14 protein-coding genes are annotated in these 21,467 nt (G+C 65.2%); 8 read left to right on the top strand and 6 right to left on the bottom strand.

The window, feature by feature from the left end:
• Positions 1-19 precede the first annotated feature (19 nt).
• Positions 20-1,003: a helix-turn-helix transcriptional regulator gene (locus VIN30_RS07295; RefSeq protein ID WP_338210454.1), complete on the bottom strand. Its 984-nt coding sequence runs from the start codon at positions 1,001-1,003 to the stop codon at positions 20-22.
• 133 nt (positions 1,004-1,136) lie between these two features.
• Between VIN30_RS07295 and frc the strand changes: the two genes are divergently transcribed.
• The 4 genes from frc (at position 1,137) to VIN30_RS07275 (ending at position 4,977) form a co-directional block, all read left to right on the top strand.
• Complete coding sequence (gene frc, locus VIN30_RS07290; RefSeq protein WP_338210452.1) at positions 1,137-2,504, top strand: formyl-CoA transferase; 1,368 nt, start codon at positions 1,137-1,139, stop codon at positions 2,502-2,504.
• Between the two features lie 230 nt (positions 2,505-2,734).
• Positions 2,735-4,006, top strand: a complete 1,272-nt coding sequence (locus VIN30_RS07285) for a radical SAM/SPASM domain-containing protein (protein ID WP_338210450.1) — start codon at positions 2,735-2,737, stop codon at positions 4,004-4,006.
• Positions 4,007-4,196: 190 nt separating this feature from the next.
• Positions 4,197-4,691, top strand: a complete 495-nt coding sequence (locus VIN30_RS07280) for a hypothetical protein (RefSeq protein ID WP_338210448.1) — start codon at positions 4,197-4,199, stop codon at positions 4,689-4,691.
• Positions 4,692-4,710: 19 nt separating this feature from the next.
• On the top strand, positions 4,711-4,977 hold the full coding sequence (locus VIN30_RS07275; protein ID WP_326424852.1) for a helix-turn-helix domain-containing protein: 267 nt from the start codon (positions 4,711-4,713) through the stop codon (positions 4,975-4,977).
• Here VIN30_RS07275 and VIN30_RS07270 read toward each other — a convergent pair.
• Positions 4,974-5,198, bottom strand: a complete 225-nt coding sequence (locus VIN30_RS07270) for a helix-turn-helix domain-containing protein (protein ID WP_326424851.1) — start codon at positions 5,196-5,198, stop codon at positions 4,974-4,976. The genes VIN30_RS07275 and VIN30_RS07270 overlap by 4 nt on opposite strands.
• A 203-nt stretch (positions 5,199-5,401) precedes the next feature.
• Here VIN30_RS07270 and VIN30_RS07265 point away from each other — a divergent pair, with 203 nt between their 5' ends.
• On the top strand, positions 5,402-6,778 hold the full coding sequence (locus tag VIN30_RS07265; protein ID WP_338210446.1) for a hypothetical protein: 1,377 nt from the start codon (positions 5,402-5,404) through the stop codon (positions 6,776-6,778).
• An 84-nt stretch (positions 6,779-6,862) separates the two neighbouring features.
• On the opposite strand, the gene nifJ is transcribed toward VIN30_RS07265, so the two are convergent.
• The 3 genes from nifJ to oxc form a co-directional block, all read right to left on the bottom strand.
• Positions 6,863-10,693 carry a pyruvate:ferredoxin (flavodoxin) oxidoreductase gene (gene nifJ, locus VIN30_RS07260; protein ID WP_338210444.1) on the bottom strand — a complete coding sequence of 1,277 codons (3,831 nt, stop codon included), beginning with the start codon at positions 10,691-10,693 and terminating at the stop codon, positions 6,863-6,865.
• A gap of 181 nt (positions 10,694-10,874) precedes the next feature.
• On the bottom strand, positions 10,875-11,936 hold the full coding sequence (locus tag VIN30_RS07255) for an AEC family transporter (RefSeq protein ID WP_338210442.1): 1,062 nt from the start codon (positions 11,934-11,936) through the stop codon (positions 10,875-10,877).
• Positions 11,937-12,235: 299 nt separating this feature from the next.
• Entirely contained in the window at positions 12,236-14,017 is a 1,782-nt protein-coding gene (oxc, locus tag VIN30_RS07250) for an oxalyl-CoA decarboxylase (protein ID WP_338210441.1), read from the bottom strand.
• A gap of 222 nt (positions 14,018-14,239) precedes the next feature.
• Between oxc and VIN30_RS07245 the strand changes: the two genes are divergently transcribed.
• Positions 14,240-15,337, top strand: coding sequence for a cation diffusion facilitator family transporter (locus VIN30_RS07245; RefSeq protein WP_338210439.1), 1,098 nt, complete (start codon positions 14,240-14,242; stop codon positions 15,335-15,337).
• A 280-nt stretch (positions 15,338-15,617) separates the two neighbouring features.
• Here VIN30_RS07245 and VIN30_RS07240 read toward each other — a convergent pair whose 3' ends face one another.
• Positions 15,618-16,340 carry a hypothetical protein gene (locus VIN30_RS07240; protein ID WP_338210437.1) on the bottom strand — a complete coding sequence of 241 codons (723 nt, stop codon included), beginning with the start codon at positions 16,338-16,340 and terminating at the stop codon, positions 15,618-15,620.
• A gap of 322 nt (positions 16,341-16,662) precedes the next feature.
• Here VIN30_RS07240 and VIN30_RS07235 point away from each other — a divergent pair, with 322 nt between their 5' ends.
• Positions 16,663-19,935 carry a molybdopterin-dependent oxidoreductase gene (locus tag VIN30_RS07235; protein ID WP_338210435.1) on the top strand — a complete coding sequence of 1,091 codons (3,273 nt, stop codon included), beginning with the start codon at positions 16,663-16,665 and terminating at the stop codon, positions 19,933-19,935.
• Complete coding sequence (locus tag VIN30_RS07230; protein WP_338210433.1) at positions 19,932-21,251, top strand: 4Fe-4S dicluster domain-containing protein; 1,320 nt, start codon at positions 19,932-19,934, stop codon at positions 21,249-21,251. The genes VIN30_RS07235 and VIN30_RS07230 overlap by 4 nt, the downstream gene beginning before the upstream one ends.
• The last annotated feature ends 216 nt before the right edge of the window (positions 21,252-21,467 follow it).

The raw sequence follows: 21,467 nt of genomic DNA, 5'->3' as shown, positions 1-21,467 counted from the left end.
TGAATGGGGCGCACGCCCCTTAGGCGTAGTCTTCCAGAATGTCGCGCAGGTAGGCGACGTATTCATCGGCCAGGTCGCGCGGGGCCTCGATGCGCATGGAACGGCCGAACTGGGCCAGCCAGCCGAAGAACACGGGGCTCGGCGCCACGGTCACGTAGGCCCGGGCCGCGCCGTCGTCGCCCACAGTGCTTTCCACGTCCTTCCCGAAGCGGTCGATGAGCGCGCCCATGACCGGCTCTTCCACGCGCAGGGTCACGCGCCGGGTGTCGCCGCCGAACATCGAGAAGGTGCGGGCGCTGTAGGCCTCGGCATCGAAGGTGGCGATGGCCGCGTTGCGCACGGCCGGCGTATCGGTGATGCGCAGCCCCTGCATGCGGTCGAGGCGGTAGGTGGGGAAGCTCGCGTGCTTCTCGTTGTAGACGATGAGGTAGTAGCAGCCCTCGGAGTAGATGAGGTGCACCGGCGTCTCGCGGTAGAGCTGGCCGTCCTTCTGGGCCACGGGGCGCTTGGCCGCGTCGTACTTCACGTAGCGGAAGGCCACCTGGCGCCGGCGGCTCAGCGCCTCGTGGATGGTGTCCACATGATGGAACACCGATTCGTTCTGCATCTTGATGCGGCCCTCCACGTGCACGTGCTTTTTGATGGAGCGCACCTGGTGGCGCGAGCCCAGGCTGGCCACGCCGCCGCCGAGCCGGTTCGCCATGCGGCGGGTGAGGAAGCGCGACGACTGCACGGCATCGGTGAGCAGCATGAGCTCGGGACCCGAGAAGGTGCGGCTCGCCAGCGCGTAACTCACCGGGCGCGTGGGCAGCTTCACAATATCCATGCCGAAGGAGCGCAGCGTCTCTATGTCGCGGTAGATGGACTTGCGCTCGGCATCGATGCCGCGCGCGAGCAGGCCCTCGATGATGGCGGGGGTGGTGAGTCCGTGATCCTCGTCGGTTTCCTCGTAGAGCATCTGCATCAGGTACAAAAGCTTCAGCTTCTGGCTTTCCGCACCCATGGCACCTTCCCTTCCGTCCACGTTCCGCAAACCGCTCGATGACAAAGGCCGTCGAGCGTCGCCGCGCTTTTGGCGGCTCCATAGAATGGATTGCGTGGCACATTGTACGTCCTAAGAGAAGTGAGGTGTTCCCGTGACTGCAACAAACGCGAATTCCACTGCCCCGCTGGCGGGCATCAAGGTCATCGACTGGACCGAGGTTCAGTCCGGCCCCTCTTGCACGCAGCTGCTCGCCTGGATGGGCGCCGAGGTCATCAAGATCGAGCGTCCTGGCGGCGACCCAACTCGTACGGAGCTTTTGGACATCGCCGATTCCTGGAGCGTGTACTACCTGCAGCTGAACTCCGGCAAGAAGTCGCTCACCCTGAACGTGAAGACGCCCGAGGGCAAGGAAGTGCTGACCAAGCTTTTGAAAGAGGCCGACCTGTTCATCGAGAACATCGGCCCGGGCGATGTGGAGAAGATGGGCTTCGGCTGGGAGCAGGTGCACGCCATCAACCCGCGCTGCATCATGGCGTCGCTGAAGGGCTTCGGCCAGAAGAGCCGTTTCGCCCACGTGAAGGCCTTCGAGCCGGTGGCCCAGTCGGCCGGCGGAGCTGCCTCCACCACCGGTTGGAACGAGGGCTCCTTCAATGTGCCCACCCAGTCGGCCGCGGCCTTGGGCGATTCCAACACCGGCATGCACCTGACCATCGGTGTGCTGTCGGCGCTGCTGCAGCGCGAGCGCACCGGCGAGGGCTGCTACGTGTACCAGTCCATGCAGAACGCCGTGCTGAACCTGTGCCGTATCAAGCTGCGCGATCAGATTATGCTGGACAACCTGGGGGCGCTGCCGCACTATGAGGTGTACCCCGACTGGAACTGGGGCCGCGCTATCCCGCGCGCCGAGAACACCGAGGGCGGCCAGGTCATCGGCTGGTGCTACAAGGCCAAGGGCTGGGAGACCGATCCCAACGCCTACGTGTACATCGTGGTGCAGAACTCCGAGAAGGCCTTCAAGGGCCTGTGCGAGGCCATCGGCAAGCCCGAGCTGGCCACCGATCCGAAGTTCACGCCGTGGAACAACCGTCAGCTGCACAAGGATGAGCTGTACCCCATCATCGAGGAGTACACCAAGCAGTACGACAAGTACGAGCTGACCGACAAGCTGGGCGCGGCCGGCGTGCCGGTGGGCCCGGTGCTCGACTGGTACGAGATTGAGAACGACCCCGACCTTTTGGCCGACGGCACCATCCCCGAGATTGACCAGGGCGGCGCTCGCGGCAAGTTCAAGACTATCGGGCTTCCCTTCACCATGTCGAACTTCAAGCCCGACTACACCCGCGCCCCCGATCTGGGCGAGAACAACGCCGAGATTCTGGAGAGCCTGGGGTATACCGCCGACGAGGTGAAGGAGTTTACCGAGAAGGGCGTTTTGGAGGCCCCGGTCACGCCGAGCAACCCGGCGGTGAAGGTTATCACCTACGCCGAGTACGAGGCCCAGCAGAAGGCTGCCAAGTAAGCGAGCTGCCACGCGATGGGGCGCCCCCGCTTGTCGGGGGCGCCTTTGCGTTCAGGGGCGCGAAGAACTGCCGGAGGCCATAGCCTATCGCTGGACGGTCTTCGGAAGCTGTGGACATCGTAGCAAATCTCATTAAATAGATGCTATTTCATGACGAATCGTACATAACCGATGCATATCGGTGACTCACAATAAAAGCTGACTTTATTACTCAGCGAAAGAGAGATTCCATGCGATTCGGCACCCATGTAGTGCGGCATCGCCCCTTCGGCGTGCCCATGATCGGCAATGTGTCGAACGGCTACGCTATCGGCCTGACCGAAGAGGGCGCGCGGCTGTGCGACCGTTTATTTGCCGAGGAAGTTTCCGAAGCGGAAATCGCGGAGGTCAGCGGCGACTTGCTGGCGCATTTGAAGCGGGGTGGCTTCGCCGAGGAGGCATGTGCGCCCGGCGGGGAAGCGGGTGCGCCGGGGGAGGCTGGCACTGCGCCCGGTGCGCTGGCGTCGGCCTACCTGCATGTGACCCACCATTGCAACTTGCGCTGCGTGGGGTGCTACTCCGGGGTGGACGATCGCAATGCGCGGGTCGACTTGCCGTTGGAGACGCTGGCTGCCATGGTGCGGCGTTTGGCTGCGGCGGGCGTGCAGCGATTGGTGATATCCGGCGGCGAGCCCTTCCTGCGCGCCGATTTGCCCGCCATCGCCCAATGCGCGAAGGAGGCGGGCATCGGCTTCGTGGACGTGCTGACGAACGGCACCTGTGTGGGCGATGATGCGCTGGCGGCATTGGCACCCTGGGCCGATCGGGTGGCGGTGTCCTTCGACGGCGTGTCAGGCGCCTCGGTGCCGCACATTCGCCGCAAGCCGCTGTACGACATGCTGACGGACACGGTGCGCCGCATTCGCGAGGCGGGCATTGCGGCCCATATCATTCCCACGCTGCACGCCCTGAACATCGATGACGCGGCGCGCTATTGCGCTCTGGCCGACGAGCTGGGCGCCACGGTGAACTTCAGCCTGCTGTCGGCACCGTCCGATGGCGCAGAGGTTGCAGCTGCCCTGCCCGACGAGGAAGCTCAGGCCCATCTGGCGCGCACCCTGCTTGCGCTGGGCAGCACGCGGCCCGTGGCGGTGGCCGATACACCGGTGAACACGGGCTTGTGCACCACGGTGGGTTGCGGGGCCGGCTGCTCCATGGTTAGCGTGTCGGCCGATGGCGATGTGTACCCGTGCCATATGCTGCACGACGACACCTTCAAGGTGGGCTCGCTGGTGGAAGACGATGCCTGCTTGCGGCAGCGCCGTCCGCCGGCTTGCGCGGTGGAGGGACTGCCCGCCTGTACCGATTGCGAGATTCGCTATCTGTGCGGCGGCGGATGCCGAGCTCGTGCCTTTTTCGCCACCGGCGACGTTCGGGCGCGCGATCCCTATTGCGCGCTGATGAAAACCTATTACCAACTCCTTTTTCAAGCCATGGTGGGAAGCGACGAGGAGAGGAGGTGAAGCCATGCTGTTCTTCGGAGACGCGGGAACGTTTACGGTATGTCAATACCTCGGGCCCGATGGCCAACACTGCTTAAGAATCGGTATTTAGCGCAGGAGACAATGAGGAGACGGCCCCCATCTGGGGCCGTCTCGACGGAGGTAAAAAATGTATGAAACTGATGATTCTGACCTAAGGTACTCTTTGGGCGTGGCACGCAAAGTTTGCCAAGGCATTAAGTGCGTGTTTATCGTTGCACTGGTTCTCTATTCGCTTACGTTGGTGGTTTCGCTTGTCGGTGTTATTGCGGGTGGCATGGGGCAGAGTATTTCCAATGTTGCGAGTGCGTTCATTTATGTGGCGTTTCACGGGCTTCTGATCGTTGCCTTCCTGTATCTCATGGTGCGCATATTCGCTGAAGTGGGATATGGCTCGCCGCCGTTTTCAGAAAAACAGGCTAATCGGCTAAGGCTCATTGCTATTCTTGCGCTTGCTTTTGCTATTCTCGAGCTTGTCTACACCGCCAGCATGTCGTACAGCATTATTCCCGAGGTGGGCTACAGTATCGGGATTAATGATGCATATCCCGCCGACTCGATTAACCTCAATGTCGGCATGCTCGCGTTCTCTGCTATTATGTACTCGCTTTCGGCATTGTTCCGCTATGCGGCGCTGCTGCAGCAACTGAGTGATGACACGGTGTGATGACGACGAGGACGGTTCAATGCAAATTATCTCGAGGCTTGACCGCGTGATGGCCGATCGGAAGATGTCGGTCAATGAGCTTTCCGAGCGGATCGACATATCTCCGGTGAACATTTCGCGCATCCGCACGGGTCGCGTGAAGGCCATTCGCTTCTCGACGTTGATGAAGCTGTGCGATGAGCTGGATTGCCAGCCGGGCGACTTGCTGGAGTTCACGCGCGACGACACCGTCGTGCCTCAGCGTCGGCGCCGAACCACCAAAAAGGATGCTTCCGACGAGGCCTAAAGATCTAAGAGATTGTTAAGCGGGACGTCCAGGGCGTCGGCGATTTCGAACACGGTGACGATACCAGGGTTCACTTGTGCGTTCTCGATGCGGCAGATGTAGGCCTGATCGGTGTTGATCATTTTGGCAAGCCGATCCTGCGAGAGGTTCTGCGTCTCTCGATGGCGGCGAATTCTCATGCCCAAAGCCGCCAGTCGTGGGTCGGTGCGTGCGGTATCCATGGCTATAGAATAATCTTATGCCTCATCGGACATATGTCTGATCTGACATAGGGAGGCTGACAACGCGCGAGCATTGGCGCGAGCGACGCGCGAGGCCGTGTCTTGACAGCACGAAATTTCGCGTACTATATTGCTTAAAACCATTGAATACCGCTATTGACTGCGGTACAGCTTACGGGCATTCCATGGGAGAAGGGGGAATAATGCGAATCGGTGTACGGAGTGGGGCGCGGCGCGCTGTTGCCGCGCTTGCGGGTTTGGCGCTGGCATGCGGGCTGGCGGCGTGCCAGGGAGGTAACGCGGAAGATGCCGCCAACAGCGAGGGCAGCTCGCAGGGCGCTGTTCTGGGTTTGGACTACGCCACCTTCGACGAGCAGATGACGGCATTGCCGACAAACTATACCTACGAGTACGAAGAGGCCTATACGCTGGGTGCCGAGGGTACGGGCGAGCAGGGCGTTATCCATTACACGGCCCAGACCGACGGCCTTGACGCCGATTTTCGCCAGCACACCGTGTATGCCGAGGACGACAGCTTCTTGCCGGGTGGCGAGTTCTATCAGGAGGGTGATACGGTCATCCGCATCGATGACGACATGCCGGTGGACGTGACCGCAAGTGTGCAGGAAGAGGAGTCCGCCCAGGAAGAACTGGAGGGCTTCAACTCGGCCGGCTTTCTGTATGCGCTGAACAATCTCGTGGATGTGACGACCGAGGGCGATGACACGGTGTATCGCTTCGTTTTCGAGGAGGGCGAAGCGGAGGGTGATTACGGCATGGTGGATGAGGTGACCCGTGCCGAGGACATTTGCCGGATCAATGCTGCGGGGCAGTTGGTAGAGGAAGTGGTTAAGGTGGAGGGCACGGCCGATGTGGACGGTTCCGCGGTGCCAGCTTCCTCAGAGACGGCTATTCGCTATTCCCAGTGGGGCGCGACCGAGGTGCCGGCGGCGCCCGAGCCCGAGGGCAAGCAGGTGACGGTTGGGACCGATGAGGCCGCCGCAGCTCTGCGCGATTGCGTTCAGGGATTGCCGTCGAATTTTTCAACCCAGACGGAAACCGAGGTGACCGGCACCGCCGATGGCCAGGCTCAGACGAACGAGGTGTATGCGGAGGCGCTGATCGACCGCGCTGACACGCCCAAGGGGGCAACCTATGTGGAGCTTGACGGCAACGAGGACGATGCGGTGATGACGTTCTTCGCGGGCGACCGCGTGGTGGTTGTGCAGCATGACGAAATCGTCTCCGACGAGCGCACGGGCGCGCCCGTGGATCCGACAGGCTCTGAGAGGGCCCTGGCGGTGGTGGACAGCGCCCGGGTCATCGACCAGTACGACTACAACGACGGCTCGCGGGAATACGTGCTGGAGGCTGACGTGTCGAAGCTGGGAGAATCCGTGGCCTTCGACGGGCTGGAAACGCTGACCTCGCTGACGGCGAACTACTATTTGGATGCCGAGGGAAATTTGGCATCGGTTGTTATGCGAGCGGGTGGTACGGCGGCTGGCTCGACGTTGGATTTGAAGGCGAGCACGGTTTACTACGACTTGGGCACGACCGAGGTGCCGGCAATGCCGTAAGCGGGTTTTGCCGAGGCGGCAGACGGGGGCCGACGCGGAGTGCGTCGGCCCCCGTCTTCTTAGAAGCGGGTTTTCGGCGGGGCGCTAGGGCTCGTATACCTTCACCTCGCGCTCCAGCTCGGTGTACTCGCGGGCGAGGTCTTTGGAAAGCTCGCTGTGCAGGGTGGCCGCCCGTTGCGGGTCGCGGGCGGTAAGCGAGGTGAAGCGATCCTGCTTGGAAAGGAAGTCGTCCAAGTCGTCGTCGGGGGCGGGGGGGTCCACGGTGAGCGGGTCGGCGCCCGTGGCTGCCAAGGCCGGATTGAAGCGGAAGAGCGGCCAGTAGCCGGCGCGCACACCCTCGCGGGCCACGCGCAAATTCGTGCTCATGCCGCCCTTGATGCCCCAGCTGATGCACGGGCACAGCGCGATGACGATGGAGGGGCCGTCGTAGCTTTCGGCCTCGCGCAGGGCGCGGATGGTCTGCTCCATGTCGGCGCCGAGGCACACCTGGGCCACGTATACATAGCCGTACTGCATCATCATGCGGCCGAGGTTCTTGCGGGGCGTGGGCTTGCCGTCCAGCGTGAAGCCGGACACGCTGGAAAGCTCGGTGGCCTTCGACATCTCGCCGCCGGTGTTGGAATAGCCTTCCGTATCCAACACGAGCACGTTGATGTTCTCGCCCGAGGCCAGCACCTCGTCCAGGCCGCCGTAGCCGATGTCGTAGGCCCAGCCGTCGCCGCCGACGGCCCACACGCTCTTCTTCCCGAACATCTCGCCGTAGTCGAGAATTTCATCGGCCAGGGCGCGGGCGGCCGATTCCGCGGGAAGCGCCATACGTTCGGCCTTCAGGGCGCGCTGGGCCGCCTGGCCCAGGTCGTAGGCGGCGTCGGCATCGTCGGCCGCTGCGAGCCAGTCGCTCAGCAGCGTGGTGGTGGCGGGGGAGAAAGCGGGGGTCAGCAGCTCTTTCGCTCGCTCCGTCATGTCCCCCGTAGGGGCGGACTTTAGTCCGCCCTGGGTCGCGACCGATGCGGAACTGACGCTTTGCTCTGTGCCGCTTGCGGCTGAGGGGCGACTAAAGCCGCCCCCTACGGAACCAGCCTGCGTCGTTCCCGTGGAAGCAATTAGCACGTTGCTCGCCTTATCGACTGCCTCGCCCACGGCCTGCTTCACGAGGTCGACCAAGTGCGCGCGGCGCACCTTCACGGCCTTGGCGATGCCGTAGCCGAACTCGCCGTTGTCCTCGAAGAGCGAGTTTCCCCAGGCCGGCCCGTGCCCGTGGGTGTTCACCGTGTAGGGCATCGAGGGCATGTAGGCGCCCCAGATGGACGAGCAGCCCGTGGCGTTCGCGATGATGAGGCGGTCGCCGAACAGCTGGGTGAGCAGCTTCACGTAGGGGGTTTCGCCGCAGCCGCCGCAGCAGCCGGAAAACTCCAGCAGGGGCTTCTGCAGCTGGGTGCCGGGGATGGAGTCGGCGGGCACCAGGCTGTCCTTCAGGGAGATGTTGGCCTGGGCGAAGGCGAGGTTTGCCTTCTGGGTTTCCAGCTCGCGGTGCAGCGGCGTCATGGCGAGCGCCTTGCCCGGGCAGTTGTCGGCGCAACTGCCGCAGCCCACGCAGTCCTCCGGGTACACCTGGATGCGGAAGGCCATGCCGGAAAGTTCCTTCAGTGTGGCGGGTTTGGTGTCGAAGGCAGCCGGGGCGCTGTTGAGCTCGGCGGCCGTGGCCACGTAGGGGCGGATGGCCGCGTGCGAGCACACGAGCGAGCACTCGTAGCATTCCACGCACTTCGTGGCGTCCCAGGACGGAATCTCGTAGGCCACGCAGCGCTTCTCGTATTCGGCCGAGCCCGGCGGCACGATGCCGTCGGGGGAAAGGGCGCTCACGGGCAGCTCGTTGCCGCGCAGCTGGTCCATGGGGCGGAAGATGTTCTCGATGAAGGCATCCTCGCCGGCAACCGAGCCGAGCCGCACCGCCGGGGCTGCGCCGGCTCCGGCTGCGTAATCGCTTGCGGGGGCGGTGTCGTTGTCGGTCGCGTCGGCCCAGCGCTTCGGGTAGCCGATCTTCACGAGGGCGTCGGCCGCCGCGTCGATGGCCTTCTGGTCGCGGGCCACCACGTCGGCCCCCTTCGAGGCGTATACGCGGGCCACGTTCTCTTTCAGCAGCTGGCGCGCTGTGTCGAAGTCCATCACCTTTGTCAGGCGGAAGAACGCGGTCTGCATGATCATGTTGATACGAGGGCCGAGCCCCTCGTCGGCAGCCAGCTTGGCCGCGTCGATGACGTAGAAGTCGGCGTGTTTGGCGGCGATGGCCCGGCGCAGCTCGGCGGGCAGTTCCGCGTCCAGCTCGCGCACGCTTGTCCAGGGCGCGTTCAGCACGAAGGTGCCGCCGTCGCGCAGCCGGTCGAGCATGCGGTAGCCCCGCTTCACGTAGATGTCCTTGTGGCAGGCCAGGTAGTCGGCCTGCGTGATGAGCCAGGGCTCGCGCACGGGAGCGTCGCCGAAGCGCATATAGGAGATGGTGAGGCCGCCCGATTTCTTCGAGTCGAACCAGGAGTACTCCTGCACGAATTTGCCCACCGCGTCGCTCACGATGCGCGCGGCCACCTTGTTGGCGCTCACGGTGCCGTCGCTGCCGAAGCCGTAGAACACGGCCTGGGTGAGCTTCTGGACCGGCGCGGGCAGCCAGTCGCGCACGGGCAGCGACAGATGGGTCACGTCGTCGGTAATGCCCACGGTGAAGCGCGTCTTCGGCTCGGACGTGGCCATGTTCTCGAACACGGCCAGGGCGTGGGCGGGGGCGAACTCCTTGGAGGAGAGGCCGTAGCGGCCGCCGATGACGCGCACGGTGGGACGCGCGGCGGCGAGTGCGGCCTGCACGTCCAGGAACAGGGGCTCGCCGAGGCTCCCCGGCTCTTTCGTGCGGTCGAGCGCGCACACGATGCGGGCCGTGGTCGGAATGGCCGCCAGCAAATGCTCGGCCGAGAACGGCCGGTACAGGCGCACTTTCACGAGCCCCACCTTCTCGCCGGTGCCCACACGGTCGCGCACCACGGCTTCCACGGTCTCGCAGCTGGAGGCCATGGTCACTACCACGCGCTCGGCGTCCGGGGCGCCCACGTAGTCGAACAGGTGGTAATGGCGCCCCGTGACCTTCGCCAGGGCGTCCATGTTCTTCTGCACGATGGCGGGCAGCGCGTCGTAGGCGGCGTTGGGGGCCTCGCGGTTCTGGAAGTAGATGTCGGGGTTCTGGGCGGTGCCGCGGATGGCAGGGCGCTCCGGGTCCATGGCGCGGTGGCGGAACGCGCTCACGGCCTGCCAGTTCACGAGCGGGCGCACGGCCGCGGGGTCTATGAGGTCGATGGTCTGCACTTCGTCGGAGGTGCGGAAGCCATCGAAGAAGTGCACGAAGGGCAGGCTGCCCTCGATAGCTGCCAGGTGCGCCACCCACGAAAGGTCGTGGCATTCCTGCACCGACGCGCTGCCGAGCATGGCCACGCCGGTGGCGCGCACGGCCATGAGGTCCTGGTGGTCGCCGAAGATGGACAGCGCATGGGCCGCGAGCGAGCGCGTGGTGACGTGGAAAACGCCGGGCAGCATCTCGCCGGAGATCTTGTACATGTTGGGGATCATGAGCATGAGGCCCTGGCTGGCCGTCATGGTAGTGGCGAGCGCGCCGCCGGCGAGGCATCCGTGCAGCGCTCCGGCCACGCCCTTCTCGGACTGCATCTCCTTCACGACGACCGGGTGCCCGAAGAAGTTCTCGCGTCCGGCCGCCGCCCACGACTCCACGGTCTCGGCCATGTGCGAGGCCGGCGTGATGGGGAAGATCATCGCCGCATCCGACAGCGCGTAGGCCGCACTCGCCGCGGCCTCCATGCCCGTAACCGCCCTGCGCTGCGATACCGTCTTTGCCTCTCCTGTACGCTGCGTGCTCACTTCGGGACTCCTCTCGCTCAGTCGCAACCTAAATACACTCCCTTGCAAGGCCCAGTATGTTCCAAAATGGAACATACTGGGCCAAGACGACAATCCGATTCTGAACCAGTGCAGGCTGGGGCAGACGTCCTGCAGCGCTACCTTCTCATTCGTAGGGAAATCGCGAGATCGCGGCCGCCCCTTAGGCGCCGAACATATGCTCGATCATAGGGGTGACGACGATCCAGAGGGGCATCGTGGCGGCGAAGGCCAGGGTGGACACGGCCACGGTGGACGCGCCCTCGCGCACGTAGATGTTGTAGCGGCTGGAGATGATGATGCCGGAGAACGCCGGGGGCAGGGCGATGGCCAGCACGAACATCTGCAGCATCACGCCGTGGATGCCGCACACCAGGCCCAGCGCCAAGCCTATGGCCGGGGTGAGCAGGTTGCGGTAGAACACGTTCCAGATGGTCTCCTTGCCCAGGCTGAACTTCACCGTGGACAGCGCGATGCCGGCGGCGAACACCGCCAGGCCCGAGTTGGCCTTCGCGATGAGGCTGAAGCAGGGGTCGAGCTCGGAGGGGAACTTGATGCCCAGCAGCACCATGATAACGGCCAGGATGGGCACCCACACTACCGGCTGCTTCAGCGACTTGATGACCGCGTCCAGGTTGGAGTTGTGGGCCTTCTTGCCTTGCGCGGGGGCCGCGGGCGCGCCCTTGCTGGCAACTGCGGTGGTGCCGGTGGCGGCGAGCTCCGTCTTGCCGGTGCCCTTGGCGGCCTCGGCATTCAGGCCCTTGTTCACCAGGTAGAAGCCGATGGGGATGGTGATGGCGTTCACGATGATGGCTACGATGGCCACCACCAGCCCCGTCTGGGTGCCGGTGCCGAACACCGGGTCCAGCACGGCGAAGCCCAGAAAGCCGATGGTGGGCGAGCCGGCGATAAGCGCGCAGACGCCCGCCTCGGCGATGTTGTGCTTGAACATCTTCCAGCACAAAAAGAAGCTGAGCATGAACATGCCGATGACCACGACCAAGCTGACCAGGGTGAGCGTGAGGTCGCCGAACAGCATCTCGCGGGTGGCCTTGGTGATGGACAAAAACAGGGCCGCCGGCAGGGCGATGTCGAGCACGACCTTGTTCAGGCCCTGCATCTGGTCGTTGTCGAACTTGTGCAGTTTGCCGCCGAGGTAGCCGAGGATCATGATGGCGAAGATCGGCAGGATGTCGGCGATGATGATGTTACCGATGTCTCCCATTTGGGCCTTCTTTCTTACTTGAACTTCCGTTTGCGGCTCTTCGCCAGTCGGGGCCACAGGGTACCTTGATTCGCTCAGACAGTCCTCGCTTTGTGAAACAGCCCGCTGGGCTGTTTCAGCCGCTGCGGAACTCGCTCGGTCAAGGCACCCTGCGCCCCCTCTACGCTTTGCCATAGTCGAGGGCACTTCCAGTCACGTGTTGGCGCTGCGAGCGGAGCGAGCAAGTACCCTTGGGGTGAACTGCGCTTGGTGAGCACCACCCCGCGGCCCTCTACGCTCGGCCGCGGTTGATGTCTTCCCTAATCGACGAGTTTGCCGTTCTCGCGGTGCTCGGCGAGGTCTTCCTGCTCGTTGCCTACGAGCGGGCCGGTGACGGGCTGCGGGTTCAAGTAGGTGATGTGCCCCGACTCCTTGCCGGCGTGGATGGACAGCTCGCAGCACACCATGGTGGGCTTGCCGCTGGCCACGCCCGCGGCCACGTACTTCTCCACCTCGGTCGGGGTGGTGGCGTAGTAGCCGGTGCCGCCAAAGGCCTCCATGAGCTTCTCGTAATGCGCGCAGGCCGACAGCGTCAGCGGCGAGGGGTCGCCGTCGTCGCCCAGGTTCTTGAAGTCGCCGCGGTAGATGCCGCCGTTGTTCAGCACCACCACGGTCACGGGCAGCTGGTAGCGGCAGATGGTCTCCACTTCCATGCCGTCGAAGCCGAAGGCCGAGTCGCCGTGGATGGAGATGACGGGCTTGCCGGTGGTCACGGCCGCGCCGATGGCGTAGGGCAGGCCCACGCCCATGACGCCCCAGGTGCCGCAGTCGAGGCGGTGGCGGGGCAGGTACATGTCGATGATGTCGCGGCAGTCGTCCAGGGCGTTGGCGCCCTCGTTGGCGATGTACACGTCGTGGTTCGCGTCGGTGACCTTCTTGATGGCGCCAAGCGCGTTGTAGTGGGTCATGGGCACGGTGTCGGCCGTCTCGGCGCCGCTGAAGCGGGCGTTGTTCTTGGCGGAATCAGCCTGGATGGCCTCAAGCCACGCGGGGTCGGCGTGATAGGGATGCGTCGCCAGGTACTCGTTGAACTTGGCCACGGTGGACTTCAGGTCGCCCACCACCGGCGCGGCGATGGAGCGGGAGTTGTCGATCTCGGTGGGATCGATGTCCACCTGGATGAACTTCACGTTCTCGTTCCAATGCTTGCCCTTGCCGAAGTTCAGCATCCAGTTCAGGCGCGCGCCCAGAAGAACCACCACATCGGCCTCGCGCATGGTCATGCCGCGGGCGCTGGCGGCGTTCTGCGGGTGGTTGTCGGGCAGTACGCCCTTGGCCATGGACATGGCCAAATACGGCGCGCCGATGGACTCCACGAACTGCTTCACCTCGTCTTCGCACTGGGCGTAGGCCGAGCCCTTGCCGATGTAGACGAGCGGCTTCTTCGCGCTGGCCAGAAGCTCCATGGCCCCGTCGATCACCGACTGCGCCGGGATCTGGGCCGGGGCCGGGTCGTTCACCTGATAGAGCAGGCCCTCGGCCACGGTAGCGTCGATGGTCTGGCCCAGCGTGTCGCCCGGCAGGTCGATGTACACGCCGCCGGGACGCCCGGAGCAGGCGGCTCGGATGGCGCGGGCCACCACGAGCGGGATGTCCTCCACCTTATCGACGCGGTAGGCCGCCTTCGAGAAGGGCTTCGCGTAGTTCAGCTGGTCCATGCCCTCGTAGTCGCCTTCGCCCATGTCGATAAGCTCGCGGGACGACGATCCCGACATCATGATGACGGGCCAGCCGTTCTCGGTGGCCTCCTTCAGGGGGATGAGGCCGTTCATGAAGCCGGGGGCCGAGACGGTCAGGTACACGCCGGGCTTGCCGGTGATGAAGCCCTCGGCCGCGGCGGCGTTGCCGGCATCGGACTCGTGGCGCAGGCCGATATAGCGAATCCCCTTCGCCTGGGCGATGCGCGCCACGTCGGTCACGGGGATGCCGATGACGCCGTACATCTTATCGAGGTTGTTCTTCAGCAGCGACTGGACGAGAACATGGAACCCGTCGGTGAGGTTGGCGTTCTCGGCGGCCGTTGGGGTCGGTGCAGTGGACATAGATGCCTCCTGGTCTCGAAAATGGGCAGGGTGAAGCGCTGCTTCAGATCAAGAATATAGACCGCCCGCGGCCGTGGCTTTCGCCGTCGGAGACCCCTGTTGGCGGGAAGTTGCCGAACTGCATTGCAAAGGCAACTTCGCCGCCGCAGGCCCGAAGCGCCACCGGGACTATAATCTGATGTGAGCCAGGAGGGCGCACATAATATCGTGAAGGTGATGGTTATGAATCGCGAGCGTGAGATCGTCAAGGCGAGCATCTACGGCATCGTGGGCAACATGCTGCTCGTGGCCTTCAAGCTGGCCGTGGGCTTCGTGTCGCATTCTATCGCCATCATCTTGGATGGCGTGAACAACGCCACCGACGCGCTGTCGTCCATCATCACCATCGTGGGCACGAAGCTGGCCGGGCGCCGGCCCGACCGCCACCACCCCTTCGGCTACGGGCGCGTGGAATACCTCACGAGCGTGGTCATCGCCGTCATCATCCTGGTGGCCGGCCTCATCTCGCTGCGCGAGTCGGTGGTGAAGATACTGCACCCGGGCACGCCGGTGTACTCCACGCTGACCATCACGGTGATCGTGGTGGCCATTCTGGCGAAGATCGTCATCGGCGTCATGTTCAAGCGCTTCGGCGACAAGACCGACTGCGAGGCGCTCGTCGCCTCGGGGGTGGACTCCAACTACGACGCGGTGCTGTCGGCCGGCACGCTGGTGGTGGCCGCGGCTCAGAACCTGTGGGGGCTGAACATCGACGGCGCGGTGGGGCTTGTGATATCGCTCGTGGTGTGCAAGGCCGGCATCGAGGTGCTGCGCGACGCGCTGGCGCCCATTATCGGGCTGCCCGAGGACAAGAAGCTTGTGGCCGCCATCGAAAACTATGCGAACGGGTTTCCCGGCGTGCGCGGCGCCTATGATGTGGTGCTGGACAACTTCGGGCCCAACGAGGTGATCGGCTCGCTGCACATCGAGGTGGACGACGACATGAACGCCCGGCAGATCCACGCGCTGACGCGCAAGATCGCCGAGGGGCTGTTCGCGAAGTTCCACATCAGCATGACGGTGGGCGTGTACGCGGCCAACACCACGGGGAAGTTCGCCCCCATGCGGGCCGATCTGGAGAAGCTGGCCCAGGAGAATCCGAAGATACTGCAGGTGCACGGCTTCTACGTGGACGAGGAGGCGAAGACGGTGTACTTCGACATGATGATCGACTTCGCGGCCGACAACGACGCCATCCGTGACGCGGTGGTGGGTGCCCTGGAGGCGAAGTACCCCGGCTACACCTGCAACGTGGTGGTGGACACCGACTACGAGGACTAGGGAAGTCGCGGGACGGCTGAAGCCGTCCCCTACGGAATCGCCCCGCGGCCGGACGTCTTTCGCCCGGTGGCCCTCTCGCTCCCGCAACGCCCTCGTAGGGGCGGCCTTCAGGCCGCCCGCCCCCGCCCCGCGACCCTCTCTCCTGCAGCATCCCCGTAGGGGCGGCCTTCAGGCCGCCCGCGTGCCGTCTCGTGCGGGGCGGACTCCGAAACGCAAGAAGGGCGACCGTTCGGTCGCCCTTCTTCGGAACCACTGTGTGGGAAGCTATATCCCGTGCAAGCTACTTCTGCTCGCCGTCGACGGGCGTCTCTTCCACGATGGTCACGCTGGCCTGGGCGTCCTCGATGTAGTTGTCAGGGAGCACCACGGCGGGCTCGGCGGCGGCCACTTCGGCAGTGGTCACGGCCTCGGCAGCGGGTGCAGCGGCCGGGGTGACGGGGGCCGGATCGGACACGAGGGGCTGGGCAGCCACCGGGGCGGCAGCCGGCGCGGCGACGGGGGCCTGCGGGGCCACGGGCTGCTGGGGCTGCACGGGGACGGTCGGCACGGCAGCGTAGGCCGGCGCAGCATAGGGGGCGGCCGTCAGGGCCTGCTTGTCCTTGTTGGCGAACACGGCCACGATGATGCACAGCACGAGCGTGATGATGCCCGCGCCCAGGAAGCTGGCCACGGCGCCCACGATGTTCCAGGTCATGACGCCCTTCAACTTCTCGGGCTTATTGGCGCCGCGCACGCCCATGATGCCGGCGATAAGCACCAGAACCAGGCAGACGAACACCCAGAACACCAGAATGCCCAGCACGCCTAGGATGGCGTTGATGTCGCTCGTCTCGATGATGTAGCCGTCATCGGTGTAGAAGTAGTCGTAGCCGGAGCCGGAAACGGCCGCGCCGCTGGCGCCCAGGCCCATCCAGGTGATGAGGACGCCCAGGATGCCGAGGGCTGCCAGCACGATGTTGGCGATGCTCATGCCCTTGATGGTCTTGGCATGGTTGGTGTTCATGGTGCTTCTCCTTATTCGGGGACAATTAACGATGCAGACAGTATAGCCCTTGAAGGATGAGGGACAAGATCAGGTTTAGCTTGTAGACGGTTTGTTAAGAAGCCGCGAGGGTGCGCGCACTTACGGATTAGAGCGCGTAAGAAGCTGATAAATTCCCTCATCAAAGGGGATATGAGGGGTGCGAACGTGGACAATTTATGAGGATGGCCCCCGCGGCTCGCGGATGCTTGATTTCCAGGGGCCTTTTTCGCGTGTGGTGTGTGAAAATGCAACCCAAGAGAGACAGGGTGTGAATAAGGTACTCAGAGGAGATCGAGCGTATATGGAACTGACGCGGAGGAAGTTTCTCGCAGGCGCGACTTTGGCCGCCGGTGCAGCGGTGGCGGGCGCGGGGGTCGGCGCGGTGCCGCAGGCTTGGGCCGACGGCGAGGCGGACGCTGCCGAGGCGCCGGTCGAGGGCGAGAACGAGAAGCGTGCGGTGGTGTGCGATGGCTGTTCCGCCGGCTGCACGGCTCTGCTCACCTTCGATTTCGACGTGCCCGTAGAGGTGGGGGGCGAGGCCGCCAATCCCTTCACCGAGGGCGCGCTGTGCGCCCGGGGGCAGCAATTGCTGGATGCTCGGTTGATTCCCGGCGAGGGCGATGGTGAAGCGGCGTCCAATCCGGCGCGGCTGGCCGCCCCGCGGGTGCGCCGGGCGGGCAGCGACCACTGGGAGGACATCTCGTGGGATATGGCGTTGTCGGAAATTGCCAGCGCTGTGAAGGCCACCCGTGACGCCTCGTTCGTCGAGTATGCGGGCGAGGTGCCCGTGATGCGCACCGAGGCCATCGTCAGCTTCGGCGGGGCGCGCCTGGTGGCCGAGGAGCAGTATCTGTTGGCCAAGGCCCTGCGGGGCTGGGGCGTGGTGCACCTGGACAACGAGGCCCTGTTCGGTCGGCGTACGTTCGGGACGGCCTGCGAGGCGGCCTTCGGTATTGCCGCGCCCGACGGTCTTCCCAGCGATGCGCCCCATGCGTCGGTTATTCTCACGGTAGGATCGGACCATGCGGCCACCCAGCCGGTTACCCTGCGCTGGATCGAGCGGGCGCGCGATGCCGGGGCCCGCTGGATTGTGGTGGATCCGGTGCGCACCCGCACGGCCGAGATGGCCGATGTGCACGTGGCCCTGCGCCCCGGCACCGACACGGCGTTTTTCGGCGGCCTGGTGAAGTACCTGATGGACAACAACCGCTGGCAGCCGGAGTACGTGCTGAACTACACGAACGCCTCGTATCTGGTGAGCGACGGATTCTCCTTCGACAACGCTACGGGTCTGTTCTGCGGTTGGGACCCGGTGGGGGGCACCTACGACCGCGGCACGTGGGGCTACCGCACCGACGGCTTCGACACGTGGAACATGCGCTTCGACGGCGAGTTTGCCTGGGTGCGCGGCGAGGGAGTGCCCGTGTGGACCATTCCCTCGGTGCCGAAGCCGGTTCGCGACATCACATTGCAGTACGAGGCGAGCGTGTGGATGCAGATGCAGGCATTCTACGGTCGCTACGACATGGATACTGTCAGCACGGTGTGCGGTGTGGGCCGCGATCAGTTGGAAGCGGTGTACGAGGCTGTGGCCGCCACGAACGCTCCCGAGACCGCGGCGAAGGTGCTGGTGGGTCCCGGCATGGTGCAGCACGGCACCGGCGCCCAGGCCGTGCGCGCCGCTTGCGTGGCCCAGCTGCTGCTGGGCAATGTGGGCGTGGTCGGCGGCGGTATCCACTACCTGGGCGGCACGGCGGGGGAGGGCGCAGCCGATGTGCTGGGTCTGACGAGCGCGGTGTTTCCCGGCGGCACGCCCTGGCCGACCGAGCAGACGCCCACGCTGCAAACGTGGCTGGAGGCCGTTACGGCCGCGGCGGGCGCGCGAGCCCAGGAGCCCAAGGCCATCGTATCGGCCTTGAAGGAATGGTGGGGCGAAGGCGCCCAGGCCGACAATTCCTACGGTTTCGACTGGCTGCCGAAGCGCCCGGCGGCGCTGGCCGGCGCCTCGGTGTTCGATACGCTGGCCGCAGGGGGCGCCAAGGGCTGCTTCGTGTGGGAGGCCGACTTGCTGGCCCAGGCACCCGGCGCCTTCGGTCCCGAGGGCTTGGCCGGCTTGGACTGGCTCGTGGTGGCCGACGGCTCCCCTTCGCGCACGGCCGCGTTCTGGCGTGAGCTGGATGGCGATTTGGCGGCCCTTTCCACTACGGTGTACCAGCTGCCCACGGCGCAGGCTTGCGAAAAGGACGGCATGCGGGTGGCCGGGTCGCGCTTGGTGCAGTATGCGGCCGCCGCCTGTCCCCCGGCCGACGAGAGCCGCAGCGAGGCCGCCATCATCGGCGATCTGTGGCGGCGCGTGTACAACCTCTACGACACCAAGGGCGGCACGGCGCCCGACCCGCTGCTCGGCGTCAAATGGGACTACGAGGGCGAGAACGGCATCGACTTGACGCGCGTCGCCTGGGCGCTGAACGGCTATCAGGTGGAGGGCGCCGATTGGAATGCCGGCAAGGTGGTGCTGCTGGAGGGCTCACAGGGTCTGCGGGCCGACGGATCGGCCGCCTGCGCCGCCGCGTCCTTCGCCGGCTGCTGGAACAACAACAGTGCCCCGGCGACTCCGGCCGAGCAGCCGGTGGGGCGTCGCGACGCGACCGACGAGAGCGGCCTGGGTCTGTTCGCCAGCTGGGGTTTCACCTGGCCGTCGAACGTGCGCGTGCGAGGCAACCGGGCCAGCGCCAACTTGGCCGGACAGCCCTGGCGCAACGACCGCAATCTGCTGTATTGGGATGGCCAGGTGTGGGCCATGGCCGACCAGGCCGACTTCCCGGCTTTGCGCGACGGTCGTTGGGTTGCTCCGGATAACTGCGCGTTTCCCGGGGTGTGGGAGCAAGTGGGACTGCTGTGGTCCGATCGTTTACCCGACGGTCCGCTGCCCGAGCACTACGAGCCCTTGGAGTCGCCGTTGAACAACCGGCTGAACACCTCCTACGCATCGCCGGTGCTTCTGGCGGCGGCTTCGCGCCGGGGCGTGGGTTCGGTGCTGGCCCAAACGGGTGGCACCGACGGGTCGGCTGACGCGCAGGGCGCGGGAGCGCGCGATGCGGCGGTGGAGGCGGCCTTGGCTCCCGATTACACCGATGTGATGGCCGATCGCGAGGCGTATCCCATTTGCGCGGTGATGAACAACAACCGTGCGGATGCAGCGGCATGGCGCGCGCTGGTTCCCGCCGCGCGGGCCTTCGATCCGGGCTTTTTCGTGGAAGTGTCGCCCGAGCTGGCGCGCATTCGCGGCTTCCAGACGGGCGATGTGGCGCGCGTGTTCAACGAGCGCGGCTCGGTGGAGGCTCCGGTGCTGGTGACGGCACGCGTGACGCCCTTCGTCTGCGAGGGCAACGAGGCCCACTACGTGTATTTGAACGGCATGGGCGTGGAAGCCGAGGAGGAAACCGAAGGCGCTGCGCCGGCGATGGGCGGCAGTTGGGCTGCGCTGGCACCGGGTGTGGCGAGCCCTGCGGGCGAGGGCTTCGCTGTGAAGGGATTCCTCGTGAACGTCGAGAAGGCCGAGGGGGCGCGATGAAGGACAAGGCGATTCTGTTCGACGGCAGCCGCTGCGCGAGCTGCCAGGCCTGTGCCGTGGCGTGCAAGCGTCGCGGACAGCTGCCGTTTCACACCGAGGAGGGCAACGAGGCCCCGGCCAACGCCTACCAGCGCGCAGCCGACCTTGACGGCTTGACGCCCCTGATGATCGTGCTCACCGAACGCGAGACTACAGGATCGGGCCTGGTGTGGGAGGCGGCGCGCAAGGGATGCGTTCGCTGTTTTGAGGCGCCGTGTGCCAGCGTGTGCCCCACCGGTGCCCTGGTGGTCGATGACGCTGCGGGTCTTGTGGGTCCCGATAGCGATCGGTGCGTGAGCTGCGGCTTGTGCTCCATGGTGTGCCCGGTGGCCGTTCCCCATCACGCCGATGGGCGCGCCGCCGTTTGCCTTTGCGATGGTTGCGCCGATATCGTGACCAATGGCGGCGCGCCTGCCTGCGTGAGGGCGTGCCCCACCGGTGCCCTGTCCTACGGTGGTCGCGAGGAGGTGGCGGCGCAGGCTCGCGAGCGGGCTGCGGTGCTGCGCGATCGCGGCTATGATCGCGCCGCGGTGCTCGGCGAGAGCGAACAGGGCGGCCACTTCGTGCTGCAGGTGCTGAAGTACGGTGTCGAGGGGCACATCAACGAGCCGTTTGCTGAAACAGAGGAAATGCCCTGGATTGCCGGGGCGAAGATGGCGGGCCCGGTGTCGCTGGCTGCCCTGGGCGTGCTGGGTGCCGGTGCGGCGGTGGGCTTGGCCGTGGAGGCCAACAAGGCCCGGCGCGAGCGCTCGGAAGCGGTGCGGGTGCCGGTGAAGGCCTACGAGGGCGTGGCGGTTGATGTCGACGTGTTGGGCGACGATGCGGTACTTGCAGATGCCACTGGCGACAATGCGGAGCCCGGTGCGACGGCTGCGGCGGCCGACGGTTCGGCGGAAAGCGCCTTGGAGGCCGCCCTGCGTAAGCGCGAGGCTGCCCGTGCGCGTGCGGCATCTACGCCGGCTGCCGCTGCGGCCGCTGCGGCAGCTGCCCGGGGCGAGGGTCCGCAACTCATCCCCGTGGCCTTCGATGAGCCCGTAGATGAGGAGGACGGCGACGACTGGCCGATCGGCGTCGACGGTGAAGAGGCTGCTGCGGTGGACGAGAAGGAAAACACCGGCGAGCTGTACGATTTGGAGGAGTTCAATCGCCTGCTGAAAGCCGACATCTTGGCCCACCACGCCGTTAAGGTGGCTTCCAAGAAGGAGGAGGCTGGGGCAGCTGCCGTCGATTCCGCCTCTGAGGCAGCGGTTCCGTCGCCAGACGATGGGGAAGTGTGATACAATAAGAAAACTACGAGGGGCGGAACCGAACCGCCCCCCGCAGGGTCTTAAACCCGCCTCTGGTTGTTAGCGCTGGGCGGGTTTTTTCGTGCCCGGATGAGCGCGAGAACCCACCTAACGAATTCCCATAGCACAGCGGATAAAAGACCCGCAAGCACTGAGGTGAAAAACTCCCTCATCGGTTTCACCTCCTTCCCATGGCTCGGAGGTGTG

The sequence above is a fragment of the Adlercreutzia wanghongyangiae genome (genome assembly GCF_035989245.1).
In the GTDB taxonomy this organism is placed as follows: Bacteria; Actinomycetota; Coriobacteriia; order Coriobacteriales; family Eggerthellaceae; genus Adlercreutzia; species Adlercreutzia wanghongyangiae.
This window is presented reverse-complemented; position numbering and strand designations above follow the sequence as displayed.

Coding starts and splice junctions, on each gene's coding strand:
- VIN30_RS07240 (WP_338210437.1), bottom strand. CDS start 16,340: ATGAACACCAACCATGCCAAGACCATCAAGGGCATGAGCATCGCCAAC.
- VIN30_RS07235 (WP_338210435.1), top strand. CDS start 16,663: ATGGAACTGACGCGGAGGAAGTTTCTCGCAGGCGCGACTTTGGCCGCC.
- VIN30_RS07255 (WP_338210442.1), bottom strand. CDS start 11,936: ATGGGAGACATCGGTAACATCATCATCGCCGACATCCTGCCGATCTTC.
- VIN30_RS07270 (WP_326424851.1), bottom strand. CDS start 5,198: ATGGATACCGCACGCACCGACCCACGACTGGCGGCTTTGGGCATGAGA.
- VIN30_RS07295 (WP_338210454.1), bottom strand. CDS start 1,003: ATGGGTGCGGAAAGCCAGAAGCTGAAGCTTTTGTACCTGATGCAGATG.
- oxc (WP_338210441.1), bottom strand. CDS start 14,017: ATGTCCACTGCACCGACCCCAACGGCCGCCGAGAACGCCAACCTCACC.
- VIN30_RS07275 (WP_326424852.1), top strand. CDS start 4,711: ATGCAAATTATCTCGAGGCTTGACCGCGTGATGGCCGATCGGAAGATG.
- VIN30_RS07245 (WP_338210439.1), top strand. CDS start 14,240: ATGAATCGCGAGCGTGAGATCGTCAAGGCGAGCATCTACGGCATCGTG.
- VIN30_RS07265 (WP_338210446.1), top strand. CDS start 5,402: ATGCGAATCGGTGTACGGAGTGGGGCGCGGCGCGCTGTTGCCGCGCTT.
- VIN30_RS07285 (WP_338210450.1), top strand. CDS start 2,735: ATGCGATTCGGCACCCATGTAGTGCGGCATCGCCCCTTCGGCGTGCCC.
- VIN30_RS07230 (WP_338210433.1), top strand. CDS start 19,932: ATGAAGGACAAGGCGATTCTGTTCGACGGCAGCCGCTGCGCGAGCTGC.